General features: G+C 57.0%; 26 protein-coding genes and 2 pseudogenes. 6 read left to right on the plus strand and 22 right to left on the minus strand.

What is annotated here, in order from left to right; translation table 11 throughout:
• Positions 1-7 precede the first annotated feature (7 nt).
• Genes ABRP87_RS00745 through ABRP87_RS00755 form a run of 3 tightly spaced genes read left to right on the plus strand, consistent with a single transcriptional unit; the run spans position 8 to position 2,509 of the window.
• Positions 8-763 (plus strand): ABC transporter permease, encoded by a 756-nt coding sequence (locus tag ABRP87_RS00745; RefSeq protein ID WP_349867130.1) that lies wholly within the window; start codon positions 8-10, stop codon positions 761-763.
• Positions 763-1,899 carry a sensor histidine kinase gene (locus ABRP87_RS00750; protein WP_349867132.1) on the plus strand — a complete coding sequence of 379 codons (1,137 nt, stop codon included), beginning with the start codon at positions 763-765 and terminating at the stop codon, positions 1,897-1,899. Before ABRP87_RS00745 ends, ABRP87_RS00750 begins: the two co-directional genes overlap by 1 nt.
• Positions 1,892-2,509: a response regulator gene (locus ABRP87_RS00755; RefSeq protein ID WP_349867095.1), complete on the plus strand. Its 618-nt coding sequence runs from the start codon at positions 1,892-1,894 to the stop codon at positions 2,507-2,509. Before ABRP87_RS00750 ends, ABRP87_RS00755 begins: the two co-directional genes overlap by 8 nt.
• 127 nt (positions 2,510-2,636) lie before the next feature.
• Here ABRP87_RS00755 and ABRP87_RS00760 read toward each other — a convergent pair whose 3' ends face one another.
• Complete coding sequence (locus ABRP87_RS00760) at positions 2,637-2,834, minus strand: antitoxin (protein ID WP_023022261.1); 198 nt, start codon at positions 2,832-2,834, stop codon at positions 2,637-2,639.
• 161 nt (positions 2,835-2,995) lie between these two features.
• Here ABRP87_RS00760 and ABRP87_RS00765 point away from each other — a divergent pair, with 161 nt between their 5' ends.
• Positions 2,996-4,246, plus strand: coding sequence for a site-specific DNA-methyltransferase (locus tag ABRP87_RS00765; protein WP_349867097.1), 1,251 nt, complete (start codon positions 2,996-2,998; stop codon positions 4,244-4,246).
• Here the strand turns inward: ABRP87_RS00765 and ABRP87_RS00770 are convergent.
• The 3 genes from ABRP87_RS00770 to ABRP87_RS00780 all read right to left on the minus strand — a co-directional run bounded on the left by ABRP87_RS00770 (position 4,243) and on the right by ABRP87_RS00780 (position 8,395).
• Positions 4,243-5,016, minus strand: a complete 774-nt coding sequence (locus ABRP87_RS00770) for a CE1 family esterase (RefSeq protein ID WP_349867134.1) — start codon at positions 5,014-5,016, stop codon at positions 4,243-4,245. The two genes, ABRP87_RS00765 and ABRP87_RS00770, sit on opposite strands and share 4 nt — an antisense overlap.
• Positions 5,017-5,219: 203 nt before the next feature.
• Positions 5,220-6,962, minus strand: a complete 1,743-nt coding sequence (locus ABRP87_RS00775; protein WP_349867099.1) for an ABC transporter ATP-binding protein — start codon at positions 6,960-6,962, stop codon at positions 5,220-5,222.
• Positions 6,962-8,395 carry an ABC transporter transmembrane domain-containing protein gene (locus tag ABRP87_RS00780; RefSeq protein ID WP_349867101.1) on the minus strand — a complete coding sequence of 478 codons (1,434 nt, stop codon included), beginning with the start codon at positions 8,393-8,395 and terminating at the stop codon, positions 6,962-6,964. The genes ABRP87_RS00775 and ABRP87_RS00780 overlap by 1 nt, the downstream gene beginning before the upstream one ends.
• 37 nt (positions 8,396-8,432) lie before the next feature.
• On the opposite strand from ABRP87_RS00780, the gene ABRP87_RS00785 reads away from it, so the two are divergent.
• Positions 8,433-9,248, plus strand: coding sequence for a class I SAM-dependent methyltransferase (locus tag ABRP87_RS00785; RefSeq protein WP_349867103.1), 816 nt, complete (start codon positions 8,433-8,435; stop codon positions 9,246-9,248).
• Here the strand turns inward: ABRP87_RS00785 and ABRP87_RS00790 are convergent.
• From ABRP87_RS00790 to ABRP87_RS00875, 18 genes and pseudogenes are all read right to left on the minus strand, one after another.
• Positions 9,249-10,633, minus strand: a pseudogene (locus tag ABRP87_RS00790) (anaerobic C4-dicarboxylate transporter). It abuts the gene before it with no gap.
• 279 nt (positions 10,634-10,912) lie between these two features.
• Positions 10,913-11,515, minus strand: a complete 603-nt coding sequence (locus ABRP87_RS00795; RefSeq protein WP_349867105.1) for a GNAT family N-acetyltransferase — start codon at positions 11,513-11,515, stop codon at positions 10,913-10,915.
• A 150-nt stretch (positions 11,516-11,665) separates the two neighbouring features.
• Positions 11,666-13,249: a ribosome biogenesis GTPase Der gene (gene der / locus ABRP87_RS00800; protein ID WP_239275852.1), complete on the minus strand. Its 1,584-nt coding sequence runs from the start codon at positions 13,247-13,249 to the stop codon at positions 11,666-11,668.
• A complete protein-coding gene (gene cmk, locus ABRP87_RS00805) occupies positions 13,246-13,938 on the minus strand; it encodes a (d)CMP kinase (RefSeq protein ID WP_023022241.1) in 693 nt (230 codons plus the stop codon). Before cmk ends, der begins: the two co-directional genes overlap by 4 nt.
• The gene (locus ABRP87_RS00810; protein ID WP_239268027.1) at positions 13,938-14,849 is read right to left on the minus strand and encodes a pseudouridine synthase; all 912 of its coding nucleotides are present in this window, start codon (positions 14,847-14,849) and stop codon (positions 13,938-13,940) included. Before ABRP87_RS00810 ends, cmk begins: the two co-directional genes overlap by 1 nt.
• Positions 14,850-14,904: 55 nt before the next feature.
• Positions 14,905-15,459: an SMC-Scp complex subunit ScpB gene (gene scpB, locus ABRP87_RS00815; protein WP_023017548.1), complete on the minus strand. Its 555-nt coding sequence runs from the start codon at positions 15,457-15,459 to the stop codon at positions 14,905-14,907.
• Positions 15,460-15,496: 37 nt separating this feature from the next.
• On the minus strand, positions 15,497-16,294 hold the full coding sequence (locus ABRP87_RS00820) for a segregation and condensation protein A (RefSeq protein ID WP_349867137.1): 798 nt from the start codon (positions 16,292-16,294) through the stop codon (positions 15,497-15,499).
• Between the two features lie 6 nt (positions 16,295-16,300).
• Positions 16,301-17,173 carry a ParA family protein gene (locus ABRP87_RS00825; RefSeq protein WP_023022236.1) on the minus strand — a complete coding sequence of 291 codons (873 nt, stop codon included), beginning with the start codon at positions 17,171-17,173 and terminating at the stop codon, positions 16,301-16,303.
• 164 nt (positions 17,174-17,337) lie between these two features.
• Positions 17,338-18,228 (minus strand): site-specific tyrosine recombinase XerD, encoded by an 891-nt coding sequence (xerD, locus tag ABRP87_RS00830; RefSeq protein WP_349867108.1) that lies wholly within the window; start codon positions 18,226-18,228, stop codon positions 17,338-17,340.
• Positions 18,225-18,863 (minus strand): NUDIX domain-containing protein, encoded by a 639-nt coding sequence (locus ABRP87_RS00835; RefSeq protein ID WP_349867110.1) that lies wholly within the window; start codon positions 18,861-18,863, stop codon positions 18,225-18,227. Before ABRP87_RS00835 ends, xerD begins: the two co-directional genes overlap by 4 nt.
• Positions 18,863-19,774 (minus strand): copper transporter, encoded by a 912-nt coding sequence (locus ABRP87_RS00840; protein WP_349867112.1) that lies wholly within the window; start codon positions 19,772-19,774, stop codon positions 18,863-18,865. Before ABRP87_RS00840 ends, ABRP87_RS00835 begins: the two co-directional genes overlap by 1 nt.
• A gap of 14 nt (positions 19,775-19,788) precedes the next feature.
• Positions 19,789-20,949: a putative cytokinetic ring protein SteA gene (gene steA / locus ABRP87_RS00845; protein ID WP_349867114.1), complete on the minus strand. Its 1,161-nt coding sequence runs from the start codon at positions 20,947-20,949 to the stop codon at positions 19,789-19,791.
• A gap of 10 nt (positions 20,950-20,959) precedes the next feature.
• Positions 20,960-22,630 (minus strand): DNA repair protein RecN, encoded by a 1,671-nt coding sequence (recN, locus tag ABRP87_RS00850; protein WP_349867116.1) that lies wholly within the window; start codon positions 22,628-22,630, stop codon positions 20,960-20,962.
• Positions 22,630-23,511 carry an NAD kinase gene (locus tag ABRP87_RS00855; protein WP_239268011.1) on the minus strand — a complete coding sequence of 294 codons (882 nt, stop codon included), beginning with the start codon at positions 23,509-23,511 and terminating at the stop codon, positions 22,630-22,632. Before ABRP87_RS00855 ends, recN begins: the two co-directional genes overlap by 1 nt.
• Entirely contained in the window at positions 23,511-24,317 is an 807-nt protein-coding gene (locus ABRP87_RS00860) for a TlyA family RNA methyltransferase (protein ID WP_239268009.1), read from the minus strand. Before ABRP87_RS00860 ends, ABRP87_RS00855 begins: the two co-directional genes overlap by 1 nt.
• Complete coding sequence (locus tag ABRP87_RS00865; RefSeq protein ID WP_349867118.1) at positions 24,317-24,478, minus strand: hypothetical protein; 162 nt, start codon at positions 24,476-24,478, stop codon at positions 24,317-24,319. The genes ABRP87_RS00860 and ABRP87_RS00865 overlap by 1 nt, the downstream gene beginning before the upstream one ends.
• The gene (locus ABRP87_RS00870) at positions 24,469-25,452 is read right to left on the minus strand and encodes an HAD-IIA family hydrolase (RefSeq protein ID WP_349867120.1); all 984 of its coding nucleotides are present in this window, start codon (positions 25,450-25,452) and stop codon (positions 24,469-24,471) included. Before ABRP87_RS00870 ends, ABRP87_RS00865 begins: the two co-directional genes overlap by 10 nt.
• Positions 25,452-26,273, minus strand: a complete 822-nt coding sequence (locus tag ABRP87_RS00875; protein ID WP_349867122.1) for a hypothetical protein — start codon at positions 26,271-26,273, stop codon at positions 25,452-25,454. The genes ABRP87_RS00870 and ABRP87_RS00875 overlap by 1 nt, the downstream gene beginning before the upstream one ends.
• A gap of 268 nt (positions 26,274-26,541) precedes the next feature.
• On the opposite strand from ABRP87_RS00875, the pseudogene ABRP87_RS00880 reads away from it, so the two are divergent.
• Positions 26,542-26,793: pseudogene (locus tag ABRP87_RS00880) on the plus strand (hypothetical protein); the annotation flags it as partial.

Here is a 26,793-nt window from a genome sequence, read left to right on the forward strand (position 1 = left end):
TAATACAATGCGTTTTGCTGGGTACAATTTCCTCCGGCTGCGCCGCAACCTCGCCCCGCTATTTTTCACCACCATTTTGCCGGTATTTTTCTATCTACTTTTCGGCACACTAATGGACTTTGGCAGCCTTCCCATTCACAACGGTAACTTTGCAGCTCTCCAAATGATCAGCATGGCCCTGTACGGTGGCGTCGCCGGTGCGGTGGGAGCCGCTGCTTCTTCAGTCACTGATGCTCGGTCCGGTTGGAGACGCCAACTAGCGCTTACTCCGCTGCGCCCTCACCAGATCCTCTGGGCGAATATCACATCCATAGCATTGCAAGCTCTGCTCCCCATTGCAGCAGTGTTTCTCACTGGTGCATTAACTAAGGCTGACATGGAGCCCCACCAATGGGTTCTGTCCTTTCTTGCGTGCGCTGTTGTCTCTATTCCCTTTGGCTTATATGGAATGATATGGGCACTTGCTGTACCGACGGATAACTCCGTGGCTATTGCTTCTTCCTCTATTGTCCTCCTGCTGTTCGCCGCCAATGTCTTTATCCCTCTATCTTCCTCACTTATGGCGTTTGGCCGCTTTACACCCCTTTTTGGCCCTGTCGTGTTGGCTCAATGGCCATTGGCAGAAGGGATGCAACTGCTCAATGATGCCGATGGCACGGTTAATCATTCCTTGTGGAGCGCGGGACTAAACTTCGCCGTATGGACCGCAATTTTCGTCGGAGCCTGCACAGCGCTGCTCCACCGCGACAAATCACGAATGTAATGGATTCATTCCACTCGCCTTTCAAAGGATTCGCTACAAATAATGCGGTGTTTGCCAGCGTTTGGCTTATATTTCTGCTCTTCAGCTTAATTCTCAATTTCGTTCAGCCTGGTGTGGACGCTACGCAGCGCCTAGGATCCACTGCCTGTGTTATCGCTTTCAGCGCCCTATATTTCTTCAGCTTTGGTTCGGTGACTTACTACCCGCGGGGCTGGAACTTACGTTATCGCTTGGCTGCTCGGTGGTCTGCCTTAGCGCTCATAGCGCTTATCGCCATACCCTTCTTTGGAGTTTATGCCACCACATTTGTGCCCTATCTAGCTGCATTCCTCGGGTTTCAATTACCACTGCGCCGGGCATTATTATGGGTACTTCTTACCGGACTCGTAGTCACAGGTGCCTTATGGAGCGTCGATTCGCAGGACCTCTTAGGGACATTCATTGTGATATTCGGCTGGCCAATCTTGCTGGTGTTGCTAGGCACAATGTCTCAAAGAGAAGACTCGCGCACGGATTTAGAGCATCAACTCGATCTCGCTCGCCAACGCGAAGACATTGCCACCGACGTTCACGATTTGCTCGGTCACTCGCTTACCGTCATCAATTTAAAATCTGAGTTGGCACAGCGGTTAGTAGACGTAGATCCAACTCGAGCTCGAAACGAGCTTCAAGAAATAAGTGACCTTTCCCGTAAGAGTTTGGCAGAAGTCCGCTCCACAGTTACCCGGATGCGCATGCCGACCTTCGAAGGAGAGGTTCAGGCAGCACGACGAGCATTCGATACTACAGGGATTCAAGCGCATCTTCCTGCCAACGTCCAAGCCGTAGGACTTTATGACGCCGCCTTTTCCTGGGCATTACGTGAGCTCACCACTAACGTTATTCGCTACTCAGGAGCACAGCACTGCTGGGTTAGCGTAACCCAAAATAAGCTCCAAGTCGTAGACGATGGTTGCGGCTTCGATCCGAAAAAGCAGTACCAAAAGGGCGGACTGCAGGGTCTGCACAAGCGAATAGAGGACAGCGGTGGGAAGCTAATTATTATGAGGAAGGACAACCGTACCATAGCGCTGATTACTATGAATAGTGATACTGAGTTACTGCACTTAGACAATGAAGTGGAGTCCGATGGCTGAGACATCTCCACCCATCCGTATCCTTATCGCAGAGGATCAATCGTTGGTTCGCGGTGCCCTTGTCGCTCTCCTAGCTACAGAACCAGATATCGAGGTAGTTGCTCAATGTGCAACGGGCAACGAGGTTGCTGGGCTCGTTGCCAAGCACAATGTGGAGGTAGTTTTACTCGATATTGAGATGCCTGGAAAAAGTGGTCTAGACGTAGCAGAAGAACTCTCAGACAGTCCATGCAAATGCCTCATCGTTACTACTTTTGGCCGCGGCGGCTATGTAAAGCGCGCTATAGATGCCAACATCGCTGGGTTCATAGTCAAAGACACTCCACCAGAACAACTGGCGGAGGCAATTCGCCGAGTAAAGGCTGGGCTCCGGGTTATCGATCCTGCGCTGGCACGAGAGAGTCTTTTTACCCCGGACAACCCGCTCACACCCCGAGAACGAGAAATCGCGCGGCTTTTATTATCTGGGGTGACTTCCTCGGAACTGGCGCGCAAAGTGCATCTTAGTCCCGGCAGCGTACGCAACGTCGTGTCCAGTATCATGACAAAAACCGATGCAAATAACCGCTACGAGGCTGCTAGGAACGCCCAAACTCAGGGCTGGATTTAAAAAGCGCATTTTTCACTAGCCCAATCGGACCGCGTTTTCCAGAAAATCGGCCATAGACATAAACTTAAGCCCCGTTCCAGACAGGAGCGGGGCTTAAGCGATATTTAATTAGGAATTAGGGCAAGAACTATTTGTTTTCGTCATCACCGTCGTTATTGGTGCCAAGCTTGTCATCAATGACATCGCGGGCCTTGTCTACTTGGTCTGCCTTGTCTTCGCCCAGCTTGTCCTTGGCAAAGTCCTCGGCCTTGTCTAGGCCTTCGTTGGTAACTTCCTGGCCCTTTTCGGAGTTCAGTGCTTCCTTTGCCTTGTCAAAGATACCCATTGCTAATCCTTTCGTTGTTTACTTCATCTAACCATTGCCGTGCTTGGCAACACTGCCCACGATAACGACACTGCCGGTGCTTCGCCACCAAAGCTAGTCAGAGGTCCTAAAGTGATAGCGTTAATGAGACCAATGACCAGCTCGCACGGAAAAGGCAACAAATGACCCACACTAGCCCTAGTGCAGATGGCAATGCCGGAGAATTCTTTGGGCTGGTATGGCCTGGCAAGCAAGCCGCGCGCGCGGCGGCGGAGGCTCCCCTTTCTTCCGAGTTCGAGCTCGATGCTGCCTTAAGCACCTCTCCTACCTCGCCCAATAGCATCCACGTGGCCGATAACCTGCCGGTTCTACAGCACTGGGTTTCCACGGGCGAAACCTTCAATGTCATCTACATCGACCCGCCGTATAACACCGGCCGGGACTTTGTCTATCGCGATAATTACCGCGCGCGGCGAGAGGTAAATTCCGGCAGCTATGCCCAGTGGCACGCCGAGTGGCTGTCCATGATGTTGCCACGGCTCATCCTGGCCCGGCGAATTCTGGCGGAGAACGGCTTTATATTCGTCTCCATTGGAGAGGACGAAGCTGCTAATACCCGCAAGGTTTTAGACGAGGTTTTTGGCGAGGGCTGCTATGCCGGGCAATTCATTTGGAAAAAGGCCGGCACTGGGAAAAACGATTCCAAGTATGCGGTGGTAGAACACGAATACATCCTCTGCTATGCCAAAAATCCAGACAACCCTGGATTTAACCTAGATGCAGAGGGCTACACCAGCACCAAATATAACCACGAGGATGAACGCGGCAAATACTCCTTGGTACGCTTAGATTCTAAGACCCTGGGGTACCTGCCATCGCTGGATTTTCCCATTGCCTCACCCGATGGCGCGCAACACTGGCCGGACCAACCGGATGGACACAGCCGGGTAGCGCGCTGGCGCTGGGGCAAGGACATGGTGGAAAAGCGCTACGATGAGCTGGTGTTTCGGCGCGGATTCGTCTACACCAAGAACTATCAAAAGGCAGGGGCGCGACCGCGATCCATCCTCGATGGGCAGAGGTTTGGCGTAACCCGCACGGGCCGCCGCGACGCAGAGGATGTCATGGGCGTGGAGGGAATCTTTGAGTTCCCCAAGCCGGTACGCCTTATCAAGCACCTCATCGCCATTGGCGGTGGGGACGATGCCCGGGTACTCGACTTTTTCGCAGGCTCAGGCACCACGGCGCAGGCGGTCATCGACCTCAACCGGGAAGACAATGGCGAGCGCAGCTTTCACCTAGTACAAATTCCAGAGACCACCGCCCCGGACAGTTCGGCGCACCGGGCAGGATTTTTAAGCGTCGCGGATATTTGCGTAGAGCGCGTGCGATCCGTGCCTGGGGCCTCTTTCCGGGCCTACCGCGCAACCTAGGTTTCGCGGGTACCGTCAGGCCTGCCCGGGATGCCGAAGAAGTCCAAGACGCGGTCAGTGGCGAAGAATTGTCCTACTTCATTATTTTTGTCTCCAAGACCACCCGGCCACACGTGGGACCCGCCGCCGATGCGGATATGCTCCAGCGGTGCGGAGCAGCCCCGCCAATGCATGTCGAGGGCATTATTGACCAAGCGGTTGGTTTCTACCTTCTCCGAGCATTTATTGCGCTTGCGGTCCTGCTCTAGGACAGATTCAACGGAGAAATACTTGGTCTTGTGCCGAGTTCCGCCGTAATAGCCCACGACGGGATCATCGGTGCCGTGCATATCGAGGCGCCCTACCGGTTCATGGGCGCAATCTTTCAGAATATCTTCGTAATATGCAGCGGAGATAGTGGCAACCGAATGGAAGATGCCGGGCATTTGACAGGCCAAATAGGCTACGAAGCCACCGCCATTGGACATGCCGGTGGCAAAAAGCTGCGAATCATCAACGTTATAGGTCGCACGCAGGGAATCGAGGATGTCAAGAACGAATTTTTTGTCTTCGCTCCCGCTGGTTTTCGCGTATGGCGCGGGGCTCCACGCTTTCTCTTTTCCCGCGGGAAATACAGTAATGGCTTGTGCCGCATCAAGGCGGGAATAGTCGCGCAAGTTTTCCGCTGACTGCCCCCACCCGTGAAAAGCCATTACAACAGGCCACTCTTTTTGTGCCGTATAACTTTTAGGCACGCTGAGAATAAATGAGCGCCCGGACGGCAGGTTAATCGTCGAATACGATCCCGGTTCTGGACCACTGAGCGGCGCAGAGGTAGGAATCCCGAGCTGCGAGGCAGCCGACCCGTGCGATTGCGTGCTTTCGCTGCGTACCGCCGAGTCCGATTCTTCCTCATTATTTGCGCATGACACGCCCAGCGCCGCCACGCAGCACAAGACTGCGGTGCTCAACGTCGCGCGCACCGGCCTCCGTCTCATGATTTTCGTCCCTTCTGCCAAGCGGCCCATAACTGTTTATAACGGCCCCCATAATTTAGCAGCTCTGCATGACTACCCTGTTCTACCACCCGGCCATTATCCATGACCACGATGGCATCGGCACGCGAGGCTTGATCCAGGCGGTGCGCTACCACCAAGGCGGTTCGGCCCTCCATTACTGACTCTGCGGCGTCTTCTAAGGATTCAGCACCCACCGAGCCTGCTTCCGCCGTGGCTTCGTCCAATATGATGATACGCGGATCCAACAGTACGATTCGGGCAAGCGCCAATTGCTGCGCTGCCACGGGGTCTAGCGGCATTCCTTGCGCGCCCACGATGGTATCGAGGCCTGCCTCCAGATCGAAATACCAGTCGGCCCGGACTTGGCGCAGCGCCTGCACCATTTCCGCATCGGTAGCCTGCGGCGCCGCGAGCGCAAGATCCTCGCGCAGACTCCCGGAAAAGACGTGCACCTCCTGGGAGACGAGGGCGAGGCGTTGGATACGCTCGGCATCGGAAAGCAGGGCAACCTCGACGCCATCGACAAGCACGGTGCCTTTATCCGGAACGCGCAAGCCCGCAAGCAACGCTGCCACGGTGGATTTTCCTGCCCCAGACGCCCCGACGAGGGCAACCGTTTCGCCCGGCTTAATCTTTAGGTTGACTCCCTCGATGGCCCAAGAGTTATCGCCATAACGGAAGGAAATATCCCGCATATCCACGCTGCCATCGCCCCTCGGTGCACCGCTATCCGGTACCGGTGCGGGCGGATCGATAACCACGCCAACGATGCGCGCCAGCGAAGCATACCCAGATTGCACTGTATCTAGCACGCGCATCAGCCCCATTAGCGGCCCGCGCAAGCGAATGAGTAATAACATCGCTGCGGTGACCGCTCCAACCGTAAGCGCATTGGCCTGCACCACCCAGAAGCTCACTGCCAAACCGCTGGCCAATAAGACCAGCTCAATGCCGGTGAGGTGAGCCTGGAGCACCATCATCGTCCGGCGCGCGTTATATCCCTCTTCAACCACGCGCGTTGAAGCCGCGCCGATCCGATCGCGCATCGTATGTTCCATGCGGAATGCGCGCACCGTGTCCCTGCCGTGGATTGCCTCCAAAAGCCGGCGGGCGCGGTCCGCCATAGCGGCGCGCTCAGCGGCATACCTGCCTGGGGCACGCCGCAAGTAATACCGTCCGGCTAAGAAATACAGCGGGGTCACGGCAACAATGACCACGAGGTATTGCCAGTCCACCGTAAGTAGTGCCACTGCCGTTGAGGCAATGACAAAAATGGATTTCGCCAGCACGGGGACCGTTTCTGTAACCGCGGCGGATAGCTCCGCCACATCATCCGTTGAACGCGATACCAAGTCCCCTGTTCCGGCATCCTCGACGCGGTGGGTGGGTTGGCCGAGTGCCGTAGAGACCATATCCTCGCGCAGGGACGCAATAACGCGCTCGGTGAGCTGGGAGAGGACATAGAATCCCGCCGCCGATAATGCGGCAGATACGGCCGCGACCCCGATAAGCAGGACTCCGAGAAGGGCGATGCTGGTGCCCGTCGTCACGGCATCGACGACCTTGCCGAGCAGGATCGGAATGGTGACATTGGCCGCTGCTCCGGCTATCAAAAATGCCACGGCGATGAGGGTGCGCCGGCGCGCGTGCGGGATGGCTGAAAGCTGCTGTGCCACAACCTTTCTCACCTGTGGCCACGTTGCTGTGGGGAATCGCATTAGAACTCCACCCCCACGGCGTGCCACGCGGGCGCCGATGTATAGACGATGGTGGGTTTGTCCTTTCGGTAGGCCGCAACGCGGTGGGCTACCTCTTGCTCGGTAACGGAATCGACCGCCGTGGTGGGATCAGAAAGGATAAGCACCTCTGGATCTGCAGCAATTGCGCGGGCAAGGGCGACTCGTTGCTGCTGGCCGCCGGACAGGTTATTCCCGTGCTCCCCCACGGCGCGCTCGAGCCCACCGGGAATATCCTCGCCCGCGGCCACCTCTAGGGCCCGTGCGGCCGTATCTGCATCCGGATGAATATTATCCTGCACGGTTCCGGTAAACAGCATGACCTCGTGTGGTACGACGATGAATTTTTCCCGGGCCAGCTCCCGCAGTTCTTCCGGAGCATGTCCATCGATGGCGGTGATACCCGGCCGTAGCGCCGGCACCTGTGGTGCGGCGTCCCCGGGAAGTCCGGGAGCCCTCAGCAGGCCCACGATTCGCTGCGCACTCGCCTGCGCCGCGGCCCACCGGGAGGCAATATTTCTTCCCAGCATGGTCATCGGGGTAATGATGAATTGGGTAAGGCCAATTACCATAATGAGCTCACCAATGCTCATCTGCCCATCCAGCGCCAGGTAGCCGGCGGCAACGGCGACGGCGATGACATAAATGGACCCGAGCGCCTCGGTAGAAGCATTCAATCCAGCCTGCGCTGCATTGGCCTCAACGGTTCGCTCGTAGGCGGCATCGGAATCGCCCGCATACCGCTTGCGCACCGTACCAATCGCCCCGATCCCCTTAATAATGCGCAGGCCATGGACAATATCCGTCGCCGTCGCGCTAGCCCGGCCCAATGCTTCTTGCCGGATACCAGAGCGCTTGCGCAAGGGACCAGCCGAGCGCAGCGATCCCCACACCACGATGGGACCGCCGCATAAAATGGCCACACCTAGCGGCACATTCACCCGGCTGGTCATCACCGCGACATAAATGATCGACGTAATCTCCGCCACCGGGAACACCGTCATCATCACGGCATTCTGCACACGGGTCGCATCGGTTGAGGCAATGGCCAATAACTCCCCTGGCGTGCGTTTCGGCCCGCCCATCCCTTTGGGATCCATAATCCGATCCGTGATGGCCATGCGCACGTCGTGGCCGATGACCAGCATGCTGCGCGCGTTGAGCCCGCGGCCACACCACCCAGTGACGGCATTAACGGCGAAGGCTAGGGCCAGAAGTGCAAGCCACCACCACAGTCGCCCTATCGATCCTTCCACCACCGCTTCATCGATGGCGTAGCCCACGATGACCGACGTTGTGCCGTTGAGCACGAAGGAGATAGCCATGCACACGGCCGCGGGGATGGTCATCCCAGGCCGAGAGAAGACAGTCTTCAGCAACCACCGCGGATCTGATGGTTCTGGAAGTGTTGCCATAACAAGCCATTCTAATTCCCGGTAGGTTAGATAGCCTATGTCGACTCGCCATCCCAACCCCCAGCACTTCCCCAGCTACCGAAATCCCTCTGCGAAGCAGAAGCCTACCTTCAGCACCGATCCCCAGCGCACCCAGGCAGCGCGCGCCTTCCATCACGGCGCGCACACCTATCAGGATGTCCGCCCCCATTACCCGGCCGAGGTTGCTGAGCTCATCGCCGGCGCCCACCGCGTTGCCGATATCGGCGCCGGCACCGGCAAACTTACCGAGTCCCTCACCAACCCCAACGTGCTCGCGGTTGAACCATCTCCAGACATGGCCCGCGTGCTCCAACGCCGCTTGGATATCCCCATCATCCGCGCCACGGCCGAGCACACCGCGCTTGCCGATGCCTCCCTCAACGCCGCCTGCCTCGCCCAAACCTGGCATTGGGTCGACGTTGCCGCCGCCTCTGCCGAGCTGGACCGCATCCTCGCGCCGGGCGGGCGCGTGCTTTTAGTGTGGAATACCCTCGACGTACACGCGGATCCCTGGATCCTCCGTCTCAGCCGCATCATGCACTCCGGCGACGTGCATAAGCCCGGCTTCTATCCCGAATATAAAGCACCCTGGACCTTAGAGCGCGAACTCCGGCTGAGCTGGACCCACGAACTTACCCCAGAGCAGCTCCACCAACTCATGCACACTCGTTCATACTGGCTCAGAAATAACGAGGCCATCCACGAGCGCATGACCCACAACCTGAACTGGTACCTCTACGAACACATGGGCTTTTCCGCCGGCCAAAAACTGCACATCCCGTACCGCACGGATGCATTCGTGCTGGTACGGGAGGCGAAGTCTCGCGACTGATTACAGGAGAACCTGGGCCAAGAGGGAGCCGATCACACAGGAGGTAAATACGGAGATCGCTCCGGGGATGAGGAACGAGTGGTTGATGACGTATTTGCCAATTCGCGTCGTACCCGTGCGATCGAAGCCAATGCAGGCCAAGTCAGAAGGATAGGTTGGCAAGATGAAGTAACCATAAGCTGCGCCGTAGAAACCAACGATGACGGCTGGGTCAATACCCAATTGCAAGCCAATGGGGGCAATTGCTACCAGTGCAGCGGCCTGCGAATTGACCAACTTGGACACAACCACCAACACGACGGCGTACGTCCATGGGGCCGCCTCGACGACAGATCCCAAGTTCGTTTCCAGGGCATCGATATGGGATTGGAAGAACGTATCTGCCATCCACGCAACACCGAAGACCGAAAATACAGCGGTCATGCCGGCCTTGAATACTGGAGTAGACGCAATCTTTTTAGTATCCACCTTGCAGCTAAGAAGGATGATGGCACCGGCGACGAGCATGACCATCTGGATCACTAGATTCATCGATACCGGGCTCAGCTCGCCATCATCACCAGGAACCAGCGGGCGCAGGAACTCGAAAGCGCCAAGGAGGACCACGCAGGCAATAGCGACGAGGAAGACTACTACCGAGCGCTTAGCCTCGCGGGAAAATTGCTTACCGATGAGCGAATCGGCGCTTTCATTGATGCTAGCAGCAAACTCTGGGTCTTTCATCCGCTCTTGGAATACCGGATCCTTGTCCAGGTCCTTTCCGCGACGCAGCGACCATAGCGCGGCGAGAAGAACACCGCACAAGGACGCGGGTAGCGCCACCGTAAGGATCTGCGGAATCGAATAAGCCTTGTCGATAGCTCCAGCATTTTCCGCAAGGATCGACGCAAGAGAAACGGTAGCCACGGACACGGGCGAAGCGGTAATACCCATCTGGGCCGAGGTCGAGGCCACTGCCATCGGACGCTCAGGACGGATTCCCTTTTTGAGCGCGATGTCTTCAATGATCGGAAACATGGTGTAGACCACGTGGCCAGTGCCGCACAATACGGTGAGGAACCAAGTAGTCAGTGGTGCCAAAATGGTGATGCGCTCTGGATGAGCACGCAAGAACTTCTCTGCATGCTGCATCATCACTTCCAAACCTTGTGCTTGTTGCAGTGTGGCTGCGCAGCCGATAACGGCAATGATTGTGAGCATGACCGACACGGGGGCTCGCCCGGTGCCAAGCCAAATACGAAGACCATCAGCATCAAGCCGATGCCAGAAATTAATCCAAGGCCGATCCCGCCATAGCGGGTGCCCAATAACAAAGCACTTAAAATGATTATGACTTGAAGCACGATAGCCAGGACTGAATCCGGGGCAATCACATTCGCTAACATGTCATGCCTTTCAAACAGAAAGTAAATGGTTGACAAGTTTTATCCTATCGGCGCCATAGTGCTTTCACCGAAGCGAAAAGGAGAGCGAAGTGTCACACCATTGTTGGTGACACTTTTGCTCTCCTAAGTGGTAAAATACCGGGTTAACCGGCGAAATTATGTAGTTTTGAGGCGCCCTGATGCCTCTTCAGTGAGATCCGGCTTTGCTGGCGAGACAAACTCAACTACACCTCACGTGCCAACCCCGAAAGCTGTTGCGCACTATTAGTTGTCGATTCCTCAGGCCTTGTCCTTCCCAGACTTCAGGTCAATCTTATAGTGCAAGTGATTTTTCACTGCGGGCCACTCATGCCGCAGCACGCTGTATACGCAGGTATCTCTGACTATCCCATTATCTAGTATCTGGTGGCCGCGAAGGATTCCATCAAGATGTGCCCCTAGGGATTCCAACGCGCGGCGGCTTTCGCGGTTAAAGGAGTTGGTGGTGAAGAACACGGATAAGCAATCAAGCTGCTCAAATGCATGGCCCATGAGGGCCAGTTTGCAATCAGCATTAACCGCCGTATTCAGCGCCGATTGCCTGTACCAGGTGTATCCGATTTGTGCGCGCCTGTTATCTAGGTCTAAGGCCTGATAGCCAGTCATTCCCACCGTAGTGCCAGCGGAGTCAAATACCGTAAAAAGCTGCGACCCGTGGGAGTCATACCAAGAAATGCGCTCTTCCACGGCTTTTTCCATCTCGCTCGGTGATGGAACCTTGGTGTACCACCGCTTCCATAATTCCCCGTCCTGCACCGCCTCAGCCAGTCCAAGGGTATGGTCTACGCTCAACGCCTTGAGAGTGATATTTTGCCCGTGCAAGATCTCGATTTTCTGTGACACCGTATGTACCTTCTTGCTTTCTGGGCCTAAGCCAATGAGCTGATGTCTTTCAAGCTTAGCTGCCAATGACACCGAGGGTAATGAGATAGATAAAAAAACTGAGCGAAGCCCCACGGTTGTGGGTGCTTCGCTCGTTGTCACAGTGAACTCTTATTTCCGCTTTTTACCTCGGCGTTCGCGCACGCGCACGGCGATACGGATGGGGGTGCCGTGGAAACCAAAGCGCTCGCGGAACTTGCGCTCAAGATAGCGCCGGTAGGACGCGTCGAGGAATCCGGTGGTAAAGAGAACAATCGTCGGCGGCTGGGTCGATGCTTGCGTAGCAAACAGCACGCGCGGCAAACGATTATTCTTCATCGGCGGCGGGTTGGCCGCAATCGCCTCACGCATCCAGTTATTGAGCTGGCCGGTGGACACGCGCTGATCCCAGCTTTCTAGGGCCTCGATCATGGCCGGCTCCAGCTTTTGCAAGGCGCGGCCGGTCTCAGCCGAAATATTAACGCGGGTCACCCACGGCAAGTGCCGCAGCTGCTCGTCAATCTCGCGGTCAAGGTAATAGCGGCGGTCCTCGTCCATCAGGTCCCACTTATTGAACGCGATGACCAGCGCCTTACCGGATTCCAGCACCATATTGAGCACGCGCTGGTCTTGCTCGGAAATCTCCTCGGAGGCATCGATAAGCATGATGCATACCTCGGCCGCATCGATCACGCCGCGGGTGCGCAAGGACGCATAATACTCGTGGCCCTGCGCGTTCTTGACCTTCTTGCGCAGGCCCGCGGTATCGATGAACTTCCACAACTGCTCATCTAGCTGCACCAGCGAGTCCACGGGATCCACCGTGGTGCCGGCGACATTATCTACCACCGAGCGCTCCTCACTGGTGAGCTTATTGAGCAACGAAGACTTGCCCACATTAGGCCTGCCGACGAGCGCGACGCGGCGAGGGCCCGACGTAATCGAGGTCTCGCGCGGTTCTTCGGGGAAGCTGCGCAGGATCTCATCCAGCACGTCCGCGCCACCGCGCCCGTGTTGTGCGGACACCGGCCACGGATCCCCGAGGCCCAAGGCGTAAAACTGCGCCATATCCGCATACTGGTTATCGGAATCGAACTTATTCGATACAACGATCACCGGAACCGGGGACTTTTGCAGGCGGCGCGCCATAACCTCATCGGTTTCGGTAATGCCCACTTTGGTGTCTACCACCATCACGATGACATCTGCGGTATCCATCGCCATCTCTGCCTGGCGGGCGATATCGGCGTGCATGCCTTTAACGTTGGGATCCCAGCCGCCGGTATCCTGCACGATAAAGCGCTGCCCATTCCAGTCCGCCACGTAGGAGACGCGGTCACGGGTAACGCCAGGGTGGTCTTCTACGACGGCCTCGCGGCGGCCGAGGAAGCGATTAACCAGCGAAGACTTGCCCACATTCGGCCGGCCCACAATGGCGACGGTGCACAGGGCTTCTTCGGTGGCATCGGCAAAGCCAAGCGACTGCGAGAGCTGCTCCCACTCGTCCTCACTGAGAGGTTGCTCGAGGTCGTCCTCGTCCCCGTAGTCGGCCTCGCCGAACTCTGACTCATCAAAGTCGTAGTCGAATTCTTCGGCATCAAAATCGTCCGTAGCCCACCCCGGCGAGGTCTCTACCGTTTCCTCGTCGAACTTACCCGCAGGGTAATGGAACTGCGTGACTTCTTCCTCTGGGGACTCAAAATCTTTATTGCTCATGAGCGGGACTCCTTAACCACGTTGATAAGAGCCTGCACGACGTCCTCCGGGCTCATGTCAGAGGTATCGACAATAGTGGCATCGTCGGCTGGGCGAAGCGGCGAGGTGGCGCGGGAAGAATCCGCGGCATCGCGGCGCTGCACATCTGCCAGTACCGATTCAAAATCGGAGGCGATGCCGGCCTTTTCGTTTTGACCGTGTCGGCGCTGCGCGCGAACTTCAGCCGAGGCCGTCATGAAGGCCTTCGCTGGGGCATCGGCAAGCACCACGGTACCGATATCGCGGCCCTCTACGATGGCGCGGTGGGCGCGCTGTGCCAGCGTGCGCTGCAATGCCACCAAGTTCTCCCGCACCTCCGGGATGGCTGATACTGCGGAGACGTTCTGGGTAACCTCGTCTTCCCTGATGACGCGGGAGACATCGGCGCCATCGAAAAGCACCTGGGTGGAGTCCGGATCATCGGAAACCTCCAAGGGCAGGTTCGCCGTCGCGGAAATCACCGCCTCTTTGTCCGCGGGATCCACGCCTTGGCGCAATACCGCCAAGGTTGCCACCCGGTACATGGCGCCGGTATCGATGTATTTTGCGTCCAACTGCTTGGCCAAGGCCCGGCAGGTCGTGGACTTCCCTGTTCCGGAGGGGCCATCGACCGCGAGGATCAGGCCCTCATCAGGCATATTCGAAATCATTACATCCCCACCACCTTGTACAAGCTCGTTAACTCATTGGAATTCAGCGCGCGTAACCCGCCGGGCTTCATATCACCCAATTGGACCGTATGCAGCTTGGTGCGCACCAGACGCTGCACGGGATAGCCGGCTTCCTTCAGCAGGCGGCGCACGATGTGCTTGCGCCCTTCGTGCAGCTCGACTCGGACCAGAGAGAACCCCTGGTTCTTGTCCACTACCTGCACAAAATCGGCCTTGGCTAGGCCATCTTCTAGCTCGATGCCCTCTTTAAGCTGGCGCACCAGCTTATTATCGGCCTCGCCCAATACCGTGGCCAGGTAGGTTTTCTTCACCTCATACTTGGGGTGCATCAGGCGGTTGGCCAATTCCCCATCGTTGGTGAGGATGAGCAGGCCTTCCGTATCCGCGTCCAAGCGGCCTACGTGGAATAGGCGCTGGCCCGAGGCAACCTTTTCAGAAACCACGTCGCCCACGCAGGGGCGGCCGAGATCATCTGACATCGTCGACTGCATTCCGCGGGGTTTATTGAGGATGAAATATTCTTGGTCCTCGTTAACGTTCACACGAACGCCATCGACGCGGATGACGTCCACGGCGGGGTTGACCTTCACGCCCTGCTTGAGAATGACATTTCCATTTACTTCAACGCGACCGGCATCAATGAGGATTTCCGCGTGGCGGCGCGATGCGACGCCCGCCTTAGCCAAGACCTTCTGCAGGCGCTCTCCCTTGGGCTTATCGTCATCGACCAGCCAGTCAGCGCCCAAATCGCGCGCCACCGATTCAGCGGTAGCCTTCTGCTTTTTCTTGGAAACGTGTTGATTACGAGCCGGTTTGGCATTGGAGACAACGATATCGCTGTCTCGCTGCTTCTTATCCGGTGTGCCGTCACGGCGAGCGGGAGGAGTCACTTAAGTGTCCTTTTCTCTCGAAAATATGAAATTACCTGCGTGAGTCTACCCCACCTCAGTACTCTTCGTCGATTGCATCGACGTCTGGAAGCAGCGGCGCCAAATCCGGAAGGCGCTCCAGCGAGTCTATACCTAGCAGTTCGAGGAAAAGCTCGGTGGTTTCATATCGGTGCGACGCCCCTTCGAACTCATCCTGCGGGAGCTCGCGGATGAGCCCGCGCAGGTTAAGGGTGCGCATCACGCCGTCCACGTTGACCCCGCGGACCGCAGAGACCTGCTGGCGCGTGACCGGTTGGCGATAGGCCACGACGGCGAGGGTTTCCAAGGCCGCGCGCGACAGCTTCGTTTGCGCCCCATCCAATAAAAACTCCTCCACCGCGCTGGCGTTTTCCTGGCGCGTATAAAACCGCCAACCTTCTGGCGTTTCGCGCAGCTCAATTCCAGAGCCGCGGCTATCGAATTCGCGTTGGATGGCCCGCAAACAGTCACTTATGACCGCAGGTTCTACGCTAAGTGCCCGCGCCAAAGACTCTACGGATGCCGGCGAATCGAGCACCAGCAAGATCGACTCGAGCCGGGACCGCAATTGCGAAATGAGCGGAAGATCCATGCCCCTTAGGTTACAACCACTGACGGCGGTGCTAGCACTAGTCCCAATTTGCTGCGGCAACGACGGCTGGATCTACGTCCAGGCCGGTCCAGGAAAGGTCCAGCTGGCCCAACGCCTCCTCCTGCTGGGCATCAACCGCCTTGGCCTTAAACAGTTCCAAAAGCGCCAAGAATCTACCGACGATATGCATGGTTGTGGTGCAATCCCGGGTAAGCGAGGAAAAACTTGTCCACTGCCCAGCACCCATGAGTTTGAGCGTTTCGAGTATCTTGCCAGCCTGTTCGGGCACGGAGACGGCAACGCCATGAATATGGCCCGTGGCCACTTCTTCCGGCGGCTTGGGGCGAAAGACACCCGCCGCCATTTCCGCAAAGCTCGCCGGAGTATGGCCCAGGGCTACGGGAGGCAAAAGCTCAGCAAATTGCTCTTCGATGCTCACAGCTCGCGGGTAACTGCGCTGCGCCTCCCGCTGCCAGCGGGCAAATTGATCCGCCGCCTGCTTATAAGCCTTGTACTGCAACAGGCGGGCAAAAAGCAGGTCGCGCGATTCCAGCAGCTCCAGGTCCTCTAGATCATCGACTTCGCCGCGCGGCAACAGGCGCGCGGCCTTTAAGTCCAACAGCGTTGCCGCCACGACCAAGAAGTCCGTCGTCTCATCCAGATCCGCGTTCTCGCCCAACTGACGCGTGTAGCCGACAAATTCATCGGTCACCTCAGACAAGGCCACATCCGTGATATCCATCTTCTTGGCCTGGATGAGCTGCAAAAGCAGATCGAATGGCCCCTCGAAATTCCGCAGGGCAATGCGGAACCCCGTAATCTCTGGCTGCGTCACGGTCACTTAGACGGTCGAGCGCTCTATGACTTCCTTCGCCAGGTCACGGTATTGCTGCGCGGCCTGCGAATTGGGCGCCCACGAGGTGATGGGCTCGCCGGCCACGGAGGTTTCTGGGAAGCGCACGGTACGGGTAATGACGGTATCGAATACTTGGTCCCCAAAGTATTCCACCACGCGGGACATGACTTCACGGGCGTGCTTGGTCCGTCGATCAAACATGGTGACCAAAATACCCATGACTTCCAGATCGAAATTGATGCGGTCAGAGACCTTTTCCACCGTATCTGTCAGCAAAGCAAGCCCGCGCAGCGAGAAGAACTCGCATTCCATAGGAATGATGACACCCTGGGAACAAGCTAGCGCGTTGACCGTAAGCAGACCCAAAGAAGGCTGGCAATCAATGATGATGAAGTCATAATCTCGGCGCACCGGACGCAGGGCGCGCGCCAAGGTGTGCTCGCGGCCTACTTCATTGACCATCTGAATCTCTGCAGCAGACAGATCGATATTGGCCGGAACGAGGTCCATGCCGGACACGCTGGTGTGATGAATGGCGGAGTGGATAGAGGTATGGCTATCCAGCATCACGTCATAAATCGAGTCCTCGATGTCATCATGGTTTAATCCCAGCCCGGCCGAAAGAGCACCCTGCGGGTCCAAGTCAACCAAGAGAACCTTGCGCCCATACTCTGCGAGGCAGGCCCCCATATTAATGGTGGACGTGGTCTTGCCCACGCCGCCCTTTTGGTTACACATCGAGATGATGGTGGCGGGCCCATGTTTTTCCAAGGGGGCGGGTTCCGGCAGCTCGCGGACAGGGCGGCCAGTTAGCCCCGTCTCTACATCAGAGGCTGAAAAGAGACCCTCTTCGCTCACAGTCAAACCTTCTTCCTTGACGCCAAGTCATGGACCATGACATTTGGCATAGGGTTGCTTACAACGTTGTAACTATAGCGTACCCGCTCCCCTTTATGACTACCGAGATTTTGCAATTATCAAGCCTCTAACTTTGACTTAAGCACCTGCTGCACGAGCGGAAGCTACGCCCGCGGATGCGCGGTCCGCCACACCTCCCGTAAGGAATCTGCGGTAACGTGGGTATAGATCTGCGTCGTAGTCACTGAGGAATGCCCTAAAAGCTCCTGTACGGTGCGCACATCGGCACCCCCTTCGAGCAAATGTGTGGCGAAGGAATGGCGCAGCGTGTGCGGCGAAATGGACTTATCCAACTGGCTGCGCTGCGCCGCGGTTTTAATAACGGACCAGGCGCTTTGCCGCGAGAGAGCGCCGCCGCGCGTATTCAAAAACAGCGCAGCGGTCTTGCCTTTTCCCAGCACGGGCCGGGCGCGCACCAAGTAGGCATCGATCGCCTGGCGAGCATGCGAGCCGAGGGGTACAAGCCGCTCCTTATCGCCCTTGCCATGCAGGACTAGGACGTCATCGACAGTAGCTACGTCATCGACATTGAGCGAAATTACCTCAGAAATGCGCGCCCCAGTGCCATAAAGCACTTCTAGTAACGCCCTATCGCGAAGGTCAACCGGCGTTTCCGTCGGCGTCGATTCGATGAGGCGTGACACCTCTTCCACGCTCAAGGTCTCCGGCAGGTGTTGCCCCGTGGAAGGCGGGCTCACCTCGGCTGCAACATCGCTATCAACTTCGCCCTCTGCAACGGCGAATTTGTGCAACCCGCGCGCCACGATAAGGGCACGGTTGGCAGAAGATACCGCCATCTTTTCGCGCAGATCCTTTAAATAGGCCTCCACCATTGGTCGTGTTACCTGCCGTAGGTCCTGGACCCCATTTGCTGCCAGCCAATCCACGTACCGGCGAATATCCCGCCGGTAATTGCTCAGGGTATTTGCTGACACTCCACGTTCGACGGCGAGGTGATTCAACCAGGTCTGAGCTACATCCTCCGCAGCAGTCACTGCTTTTTCAGGTCCGGTCCACTGCGGCGGGCAGCCATATGGGTCGGGCGCAAATCGAACGGCGCATCCACCGAACGCGTCGGCTTTCCACCAATGACCGTGGCATATGCGGCTAAAATACCCGCGCACGCAACGGAATTAACTATCTCACCGCTCAGCACCTTATTTACTGCCTTGTCTAAATCCACCCAGGCAAAATCCATATCGGCTTCTTCATCGCCGGTATCCTGCAGCGCCGGTACCTCGCTAAGGTCGCGAGCCAGAAAAATCCGCACGGCTTCCTCACAAAACCCCGGTGAGGTCACCATATCCGTAAGAACTTCCCAGTCCTTCGCGGCAAGGCCCGCTTCCTCCTGCAACTCGCGCTGCGCGCCGGAAAGCTCATCCTCGCCCTTTACATCTAGCAGTCCTGCAGGCAGCTCCCAGAGCCGCTTGCCGACGCTATGCCGGTACTGATGCACCATCGCGATGCGCCGATCCTCATCCAAGGCCACCACCGCGACGGCTCCCAGGTGCTCAATGATCTCCCTATCCGCGGTGTTTCCTCCCGGCATGGACAAGGTATCGCGGCGTACGGCGACGATAGGGGCATCAAAAATTAACTCTGAATCCAAGACTTGAAAATCGTGGGCCACTATTCTTTCTCCTCTTCAGGTAAGGCGGAATCCGCGCTTTCTGCTGAACCGTAGTCTCCCCTGCCGCCATTAAGCTGTTCCTCGGCGGCAGAAATGACGGCGATGCGCTCTACCGCGCGTTCAATGCCATCTACGGTAGAAAGATCCACGTCTTTGGTGCGTAGCTGCTCTATTGTCTTTTCATCTTGGGTCTGTTTGGCCCGCGCACTCAGTACCACGCTGCCATTGACCTCGTCCAAGGCGGTGGCGAACTCTGCCAAGGTATCCGAATAATATCCGCGCACCCCGCTGCCGGAGACGATGATGATGGACTGGGCGGGAAGGATGGTCCCGTCCTTATAATCAATAAAATCCTTATCACGCAGGGCGCGCAGCAGCTCGGATCGCTCCTTCACGCTTGCCAGCGGCTCCGTGCTTTCTTGATCCATGGATAAGGCCGCGCCCAAAGCCTCGCCGCCATAACTTCCCACGGTTTTATCGAGCCCCTTGAGATCTGCCTTCTTCGGGGCCTTATCTTTAAGGATTGATACGATATCGTCTTTGCTTTCACCCCGCAGGAAGTCTTTACTTAGCTTAATTTCTCCCGCGGCGGTGGCCCCAGAGGCTTCTAAGAGCTTCGTAATATCAGAAAGATCACTGCTATTTGCATCATCGGTGGAAATGACCAGCACTGGCCGCTGCGATAACGTCCCAGAGACCAAGTCTGGTGCCACGTTCTTGACTATGTCATCGCTCGCCTCATTTTGGTTCTGCAAGATCTTATTTTCTTGCACCACCTTGCGGTGTTCTGCACGGATCGGGTCATCGTCGGCCACACTGGTGGTCAGGTTGGGCGCGATCACCAAGGCACCGAGGGCCACACCAGCCGCCGCTCCTAGTCCAAGACCCGTAATTAGTTGCGCTTTCGCCATATTTTTACCCCCACTCAGAATAGGCTCGACCACGTTTGGCTTAAATTACTCAAGAAATCTTGGCTCCCGCCAAAGCCCACGATCAAGATGATCGCTGCAATCGCCACAAAGATGCTCAGAAGGGCCCACAGCCAACCAAGGTGCGAGGACGGAGCGGAATACAGATTGATGACCGCCTCGGAGTCGACCACCTTCGTTCCGGCCTTCAGCCGAGACATTACGGCAGACGGAGCCACGCGGTTGGCAAAAACATCATCGAGGTCAAATCCGCCACCTGCCTGCACGATAAGTCCCGCGCCGTGGTAATCCGCAAAGAGCAGCGCTAAATCCGTGGCCGATTCCGAAGCCGCTGGGAATGTCATGGCCCCAATACCCAGTTCTTGGATGCGGTCAATGCTCTCCACGCTGCCTTCTGGATCCGCAGGCACGACAATGCGCGCGCCGCAACGCAGCGACTCATCGCTTACCTTGACAGGATCCCCAATAATGAAGTCAGGCTTATATCCCTGCTCCAGCAAAGAATCCGCGGCTTCATCAACCGCAATGAGCAGCGGTTCATACTCCCGGATGAAATTCCGCAATTCTTTCAGCAGGGCACGGTGGTCTTCGGTGGGAGATAAAACAATGACCTTCCGGCCAGCTATCTCGGCACCGGATGCGGGGACCCCGAGGCCATCGATAAGCAGGGGGCCCTCAGAGTTAATGAAGTCAATGGAGCTCGCGAAATAAGACTCCATGTGATCAATGAGTGCACTTTGTGCCGCCTTGAAGTTCTTGTCAGCGCGCTCCCTGGAAACCTTCTGCCCCGTCCCGATTACTTTATCCGCGACGTAGACCTTTCCATCCTCCCCAATATGCGCCTTCTTGCCATCCTTAAACTCCGAGATAAATTCCTCGCCGAGGCCTTCGAGGAGTTCAATATCGGCATCGAGAAGCATGTGTGGACCGCAATTAGGAATGGAGCCAGTAGAAAACCTGGCGACGTTGACCACCGCAGAGGGCTGCAATTCCACAAGCGTTTGTGCCTCGGGCCGGGAAATATTCGCCGCATCGATAACGGCGATATCACCTGCAGAAAACTTCTTAAGACCTTTCGCGCCCGGGGTGCAATCGCGCAATGCAGCATGCTCACCAGGATGATCAGGGGTACGGGAAAACAGAGCCATGGGCTCCATTGTTCCTTGCTTAGTCCGCCAGCTGGGTAAGGCGCGCGGAAGCTTCTTTTTGTGCGCGATCAAAAAGCTCTTGGGCGTGCGCGCGTCCAGTTTCCGTGTCATCCAAACCAGCCAGCATGCGCGCCAATTCCTCCACGCGCTCCTGCTCCGTTAACTCGGCCACCCCAGAGGTAAATTTATCCTTCGAGACATGCAAATGCGCATCCGCATACGCAGCCACCTGCGGTAAATGGGTCACGACGATAACCTGATTATGCGCAGCGAGCCGCGCTAGCCGACGCCCAATTTCTACCGCCGCACGCCCGCCCACGCCGGCATCGACCTCATCGAAGACCAAGGTCGCACCGTCCTCGCTGGCGAGAACGACCTCAAGGGCAAGCATGACGCGAGACAGCTCACCACCGGAGGCCGCGGTGGCCAAAGGCTTCCCATTGAGCTGCAACTCCGCAGCATCGGCGCCCGTCTTAGAATACTTAGCCGCGGAGAGCTCAACCGACAACGTGGAATTGGGCATGGCCAATCCATGCAACTCCTCAGTCACCAGCTTGCCCAGCGCTTCCGCGGCTTTGCGGCGACCCTTCGTAAGCTCCGCCGCCTTTTGCTTCATCTCCTGTTCAGCCTCTTTGACCTGCGCCTTAAGTTCCTCGAGGACCTCCGTCGAGGTATCCATCGACTGCAATTTGGACTCCGCCTCATCGCGCCACGCCAAAACACCATCGATATCGCTGGCGTATTTACGGGTCAATGCTCGAAGATCCTGCTGGCGCTGCAGCGATTTTTCCAACAGATTCGGATCCGCCGGCAGCCCCGCGAGGTATCCGCCGAGCTCAGCCGAAATATCGCCTAGCTGCGAGGTGAGCTCAGAGATGCGCTCGCCCAAATCCGCCAGCTGCTTATCCGAGGATCCCACTAACGCCGACCCCGCACGCCCGAGCAGCGAAGAAGCAGCCTCATCAATCTCTTCCGTTCCATCGATCGCCGCCAAGGCAGTGTGCGCGGATTCGCGCAAACCGTCGACGTCTTGCAGGCGCTGCACCAACTGCACCAGCTCCGCGTCTTCCCCTGGCTCGGGCGCCACACCGTTGATTTCCTCTAAGGCATATTGCAGGCGGTCAGCTTCCTGGGCAAGTTCCCTACGAGACTCCGTGCGCCGACGATAATCCCTGGCTAAACCACGCCACTTTTTAAAGGCCTCCGCATAGTCTTCCCGGATGCCCGCCAATTGCGGGTCCACACGGTCTACCGCCGCGAGCTGCTCTTCTGGGGCCAAAAGGCGCAATTGATCGTTCTGTCCATGCACGGTAATTATCTCCCGCGCGAAATCTCCCAATGTGGCGGCCGGTACGGCACGCCCGCCCAAATAGGCCCGCGATCGCCCCGCTGCTGAAACGGTCCGCGAGACAATAAACTCACCATTTTCATCTGGCTCGCCACCCACCGAGTCCACCAGCTGGCTAATGCTCTCCTTCGCGGAACTAAAGTGGCCTTTCACGGCCGCTTTTTTAGCGCCATCGCGCACCCTCGAGGCATCGGCACGCCCGCCTGCCAACAGTCGAAGCCCCGTGACCACCATGGTTTTTCCTGCACCGGTTTCACCGGTCAATACGGTCAAGCCCTCCGACAATTCCGCAGAGCTATGGCGAATGACTCCTAAATCATTGATAGAAATATCGACAAGCACTATTTCTCCTTCGGTCCGCGCCAGCCTTCCACGGGCAACCGCAGCTTAGAGACCAATCGATCCGTAAAGGGTTGATCATCCAACCGCACCCAGCGTACGGGGCGCTTACCGCGCACCACCTCGACGCGGGCACCCGGTGGCATAATAAGTTCCCGGCACCCATCCAAGATAACCACGGCCGGTGTGGTTTGCATGGTTGATTCCACCGCCACCAACGAGTTGGGGGAAACCACTAACGGTTTGGTAAAAAGCGCGTGGGCATTATTCGGCACGACCAAGATTGCATCTAGGGATGGCCACAGCACCGGGCCGCCGGCAGAAAATGCATACGCCGTAGAACCCGTAGGAGTAGAAATCAGCACGCCATCACAGCCAAACGACGAAACCGGGCGCCGATCGATCTCCAAAATCGCATCCAGCACGCCCGACCTGTTCTGGTTTTCAACCGAGGCCTCATTCAAGGCCCAGCTGCTGGACAGTAGCTGACCGTTGGCATCCGAAATGGATACATCCACCGTCAGCCTGTCTTCCACCCGGTAGCTTTTCTCAATCACGCGGGCAACGGCTCCGTCTAATGACTCCACCTCCCATTCCGCGAGGAAGCCAACGTGGCCCAGATTCACTCCGAGGACCGGAATATCTACCGCCCGCGCCATATCGGCGGCGCGCAGGAAGGTGCCATCACCGCCGAGAACAAGAACCAGTTCACATCCCTCCGCCGCAGCATCAGAATGCGGGACGTGCTGTAGCCCCGGCAGGACGGTTTCGTCCGCACAAACGCGAACCGTTATCCCTGCCTCCTGCAATAACTCGGCTGCGCGGGAGGTAGCCTGCAGGTTCTCTGCGCGATTGGCATGCGGAACCAACAATATCTCTCGCATTACTGCGGACCTTCTTCAACGGCAGTATCAATCATCTGTTTCATTGTAGCTGCGTCTGTTGACATACCGTCCTTTTTCAGCCACAGAAAATATTCCACATTTCCACTCGGGCCCGGCAATGGTGAAGCCACAACACCGTGCAGACTGAGGCCTAAAGACACGGCAAATTCAGCAACGTCCTGCGTGACCTCTTTCCGCATCTTCGGAGAACGAACCACCCCGCCGCTGCCGATGCGCTCCTTCCCCACCTCAAACTGCGGCTTGACCATTGGCAGCAGCCACGCTCCGTCCTTCATACACTCCACAATTGCTGGCAGCACCAGTTTTAAGGAAATAAAAGATAAATCCCCGACCATGCCATCGCACAGGCCATTGGTCATCTCTGGATTAATAGTGCGGATATTCGTGCGATCCAAGACGGTTACGCGGTCGTCATTTTGCAGCCGCCACAATAATTGCCCATACCCGACGTCAACGGAAAGCACTTCCCTCGCACCAGACGCCAAGCACACATCCGTAAATCCTCCCGTCGATGCCCCTGCATCTAAGATGCGACCATCCATGTCGACGTCGAATGCGGCAAGTGCACCCAAAAGCTTATGTGCGCCGCGAGACGCCCACTTGTCTTCCTCAGACTCTTCGACCTTGATGGAGACTTCAGGATCCACGACAGTTGCAGGCTTTTCTGCCTTAAACCCGCCGACCGTCACACGGCCAGACTTGATCATCTCGCGGGCTTGCTCACGAGATCGCGCAATCTTTCGGCGCACGAGTTCTGCATCCAGCCTACGGCGTTGTGGTGGCATTAGTTCTCCTGCAAAGCATTCCGCAATACGGAATGCGCCCTGTCCAGTTGATCGACTTCTTCTGCAAGTGATTGCGCATCTTCGCCGAGAATTGTCGAAATCTCCGAATCTACCTCGTCAGGCTCTTTCACGGCCCGAAAATCGTGCGGTTTTACCGCCATTTCGACACAACCTTCTCTGCAAATTCACTGCGAGGCTGAATATACCGAGGTGGTGCCGGCATCGACCACGCCACTTCCAAGACCGTCCGCAGCGCTTGCACCGAGGTAGAGGATTCATTTCCCCCCTGCAAAAGAACGTCATACCCATCGCATCGCGCGGTAAAGTCTCCTTGCGGTCCCGGTCGGACCTGCGAGATAGGCAGTGAAAGCTCGTGCATGCCCGCACCAATAAAGTTGGGCCGCGCCTCCACGGGGGCCTCGATAAGCTCCAGCTCGCCCGAAACGCCTGTCAAAACATGAAAGGTATTCATCGCAGCCGCATTACCGCCAACGATATCGGTATCTATCCTGTCGCCTACTGCCAAAGGCTTTTTTGACCCCACCTTTTTGGCCGCAAGGAAAAACATTGCGGGTTCAGGCTTGCCGGCAGAAACGGGCTCTACTCCCGTCGCCTTCTGGACGGCAGCGACTAGGGAGCCATTGCCGACGCCTAGCCCCCTCTCGATTGGAAGCGAAGTATCCAGGTTTGATGCAAAAAACTTCGCACCTGCCCGGATAGCCAGCGCACCTTCCGTTAGCTGTTCCCACCCAACGGACTTATCAAACCCTTGTAGGACGGCAGCCGGCTTCTCATCGGCACTCGAGACCACGGAAAAACCCATGTCTTTAGCCAAATCACGGAAAGAATCCGCGCCAATAATTAATACCTTCGCACCCGACGGAATTTCCTCGGCAGCCAATTGCAATACCGCTTGGGCGGAGGTGACGATGTCACCTGAATCAGCCGTCAAGCCGATATCCGTCAGCATCGTCGCAACGGCATCTGGGCTCCGCGACGCATTATTTGTTACATATACTGCGGTAACGCCGCAGGTATTAATAACGTCTACGACGTTGCTGAGCGGACGGCCGCCTTCCCAGACGGTTCCATCCAAGTCCAACAATAAGGCGTCATGTTTGCTTAAAACACTCATTACTTACACTCCGCCAATCGGTCAGTGGCATCGGTCCAATCACCCTCATCAATGGCGATGGTGTGCTCGAACCACTCGCGGGCTTCGTCCTTGCGGCCCGCGGCAAGCAGAGCATCTGCATAGGCATACGACAACCTACAAGCGCTTACTCCCCGATCACTGCGGTCAGGTTGTGCCCGCTGAATGGTAACCACCGCTGATTCGGGCTGATCAAGGTCAAGACGTGCGCCGGCCAACACGATCGCCAATTCAATAGCGGATTCTTTGTCTAGTTCTTTCGCCTCCTCGCTGCGCCCCAGCTCTAATGCCTTTTCCGGCCGACCCAACCCGCGTTCACAATCAGCCATAACCGCAAGCATTCCAGGACCGCCAGAAATACGACGGGCAGCACGCAGCTCAGCGAGCGCCTCTTTCCATTCGCCGGCGCGGTATGCAGCGATACCATTAACTTCTCGTGCGATAGCCACGCGACCTGCACGATCCTTTGCCGCGCGCGCATGCCGTAGCGCCAGCTTAGGATCATCGTCCATCCAGGTCGCCGCCATGATCATGTGCTTGGCGACGGCCTCCGAGTTCTCCTTGGAGAGGGGTTTCAAGTCTTGGAGCACCAAAGGGTCCAAGTCATTAACATCGACCTCTTCGGGAATGTCCGGATCGGTCATACGACGGTTGATTCGCTCTTCCCGATACCCAGAGCGCTGTGGAGAGAAAGACTTCTTCTTTCCCCCGCCGCGAGAATCGCGGTCCCCCGAGTTGCGTGGATTTCGACCCCGACGGTCTTGTCCGCGGCCATTACGGCCGTGCTGGTTGCGCTCCGACATTCAGTCCTACCCTTTCTTGGTTGGAACTCGCACAGAAATACCGCACCCATTCTACAGTGCTAAACGACATTCAAAGAATCTAGAATGTCCTCGTCCATTGCCCGTAGTTTGATGAACCCGGCCACTGCTTTTGGGCGCACTGGTGTGGTGGTGTTGGGTTGGTGGGCTTTTATTTTTTGTTGTTGTGTTTGTTTCTTTTGTGTGTGAGGAATTGTTTCCAGGTGTAGGGGCCTGACCCCGGAAAGTGAACACGTCGGGGGTCAGGCCCGGGTCCACCATCGCACCGGAAGAGCATTACTCACCGGAGCAAGCTGGCGAGAAGGAAGCCGAGGCGTGGGAGACGGCAGTGGAAGAAGCTGAGCTTTTGGATGCCGATGGGGCGCTGCGCGATCAAGATTTGTTCGAGCAGTGCGTGACCTCGCCGCTGATTTTCGCCTCCGCCAGAGAGTGTCTAATGGTTTGTGTGTGGGAACCTAACCCGCATAAGGAGATGAACCAGAATGACTACTATGGCGAGACG

Source organism: Corynebacterium sp. KPL2830, assembly GCF_040225635.1.
GTDB lineage: Bacteria > Actinomycetota > Actinomycetes > Mycobacteriales > Mycobacteriaceae > Corynebacterium.

Bases quoted from the DNA above. Each gene is read 5' to 3' on its own strand.
- ABRP87_RS00870 (WP_349867120.1), bottom strand. From the start codon at position 25,452: ATGAGTGTTTTAAGCAAACATGACGCCTTATTGTTGGACTTGGATGGA.
- ABRP87_RS00860 (WP_239268009.1), bottom strand. From the start codon at position 24,317: ATGCCACCACAACGCCGTAGGCTGGATGCAGAACTCGTGCGCCGAAAG.
- ABRP87_RS00785 (WP_349867103.1), top strand. From the start codon at position 8,433: ATGTCGACTCGCCATCCCAACCCCCAGCACTTCCCCAGCTACCGAAAT.
- ABRP87_RS00750 (WP_349867132.1), top strand. From the start codon at position 763: ATGGATTCATTCCACTCGCCTTTCAAAGGATTCGCTACAAATAATGCG.
- ABRP87_RS00875 (WP_349867122.1), bottom strand. From the start codon at position 26,273: ATGTCGGAGCGCAACCAGCACGGCCGTAATGGCCGCGGACAAGACCGT.
- cmk (WP_023022241.1), bottom strand. From the start codon at position 13,938: ATGATTTCGAATATGCCTGATGAGGGCCTGATCCTCGCGGTCGATGGC.
- ABRP87_RS00780 (WP_349867101.1), bottom strand. From the start codon at position 8,395: ATGGCAACACTTCCAGAACCATCAGATCCGCGGTGGTTGCTGAAGACT.
- scpB (WP_023017548.1), bottom strand. From the start codon at position 15,459: ATGGATCTTCCGCTCATTTCGCAATTGCGGTCCCGGCTCGAGTCGATC.
- ABRP87_RS00760 (WP_023022261.1), bottom strand. From the start codon at position 2,834: ATGGGTATCTTTGACAAGGCAAAGGAAGCACTGAACTCCGAAAAGGGC.
- ABRP87_RS00865 (WP_349867118.1), bottom strand. From the start codon at position 24,478: ATGGCGGTAAAACCGCACGATTTTCGGGCCGTGAAAGAGCCTGACGAG.
- ABRP87_RS00775 (WP_349867099.1), bottom strand. From the start codon at position 6,962: ATGCGATTCCCCACAGCAACGTGGCCACAGGTGAGAAAGGTTGTGGCA.
- ABRP87_RS00745 (WP_349867130.1), top strand. From the start codon at position 8: ATGCGTTTTGCTGGGTACAATTTCCTCCGGCTGCGCCGCAACCTCGCC.
- der (WP_239275852.1), bottom strand. From the start codon at position 13,249: ATGAGCAATAAAGATTTTGAGTCCCCAGAGGAAGAAGTCACGCAGTTC.
- ABRP87_RS00855 (WP_239268011.1), bottom strand. From the start codon at position 23,511: ATGCGAGAGATATTGTTGGTTCCGCATGCCAATCGCGCAGAGAACCTG.
- ABRP87_RS00765 (WP_349867097.1), top strand. From the start codon at position 2,996: ATGACCCACACTAGCCCTAGTGCAGATGGCAATGCCGGAGAATTCTTT.
- steA (WP_349867114.1), bottom strand. From the start codon at position 20,949: ATGGAGCCCATGGCTCTGTTTTCCCGTACCCCTGATCATCCTGGTGAG.
- ABRP87_RS00755 (WP_349867095.1), top strand. From the start codon at position 1,892: ATGGCTGAGACATCTCCACCCATCCGTATCCTTATCGCAGAGGATCAA.
- ABRP87_RS00840 (WP_349867112.1), bottom strand. From the start codon at position 19,774: ATGGCGAAAGCGCAACTAATTACGGGTCTTGGACTAGGAGCGGCGGCT.